The sequence below is a fragment of the Pseudomonas sp. K5002 genome, assembly GCF_013386655.1.
GTDB lineage: Bacteria > Pseudomonadota > Gammaproteobacteria > Pseudomonadales > Pseudomonadaceae > Aquipseudomonas.
Map to the genome: position 1 here is coordinate 1 of NZ_JACARK010001679.1, position 387 is coordinate 387.

Below are 387 nucleotides of genomic sequence, written 5' to 3' on the forward strand. Positions count from 1 at the left end.
CCGTGAGGTGGTCAACCGCACTTCGCGGGCCAGCACCACCTTGCGCAGGTCGCCGGCGTTGATGCGCTGCACGGCCGTCGCCACGGTGTCTTGCCATTGCTGCGCGCTGATGGTGTTTTCGTCGCTCGGTGTGCCGAGGGGAATCTCCTGGCGTGGCGCACTGGCGTAGCGGGACAGAAGCAACGTCCACTGGGTTTCCAGGCTCTGGGCGCAACGCACCGCGTCCGCCCCGGGCTCCAGCCACTGGCTGAAGATCACATGATGTTGCTCGGCTTCCCGCAGCAGCAGGATGCGCGGCAGCACCAGGGAGGTGGCGGCGAATGACTGCCATTTGAGCGAGCGTGGGCCCTTCGGGTCAAACGCAAAGCCGCCACACAGCAACGGCTG

General features: G+C 66.4%; 1 pseudogene. It reads right to left on the reverse strand.

The features are described from left to right. Nucleotides 1–387, reverse strand: a pseudogene (locus HX846_RS38665) (salicylate biosynthesis isochorismate synthase); the annotation flags it as partial.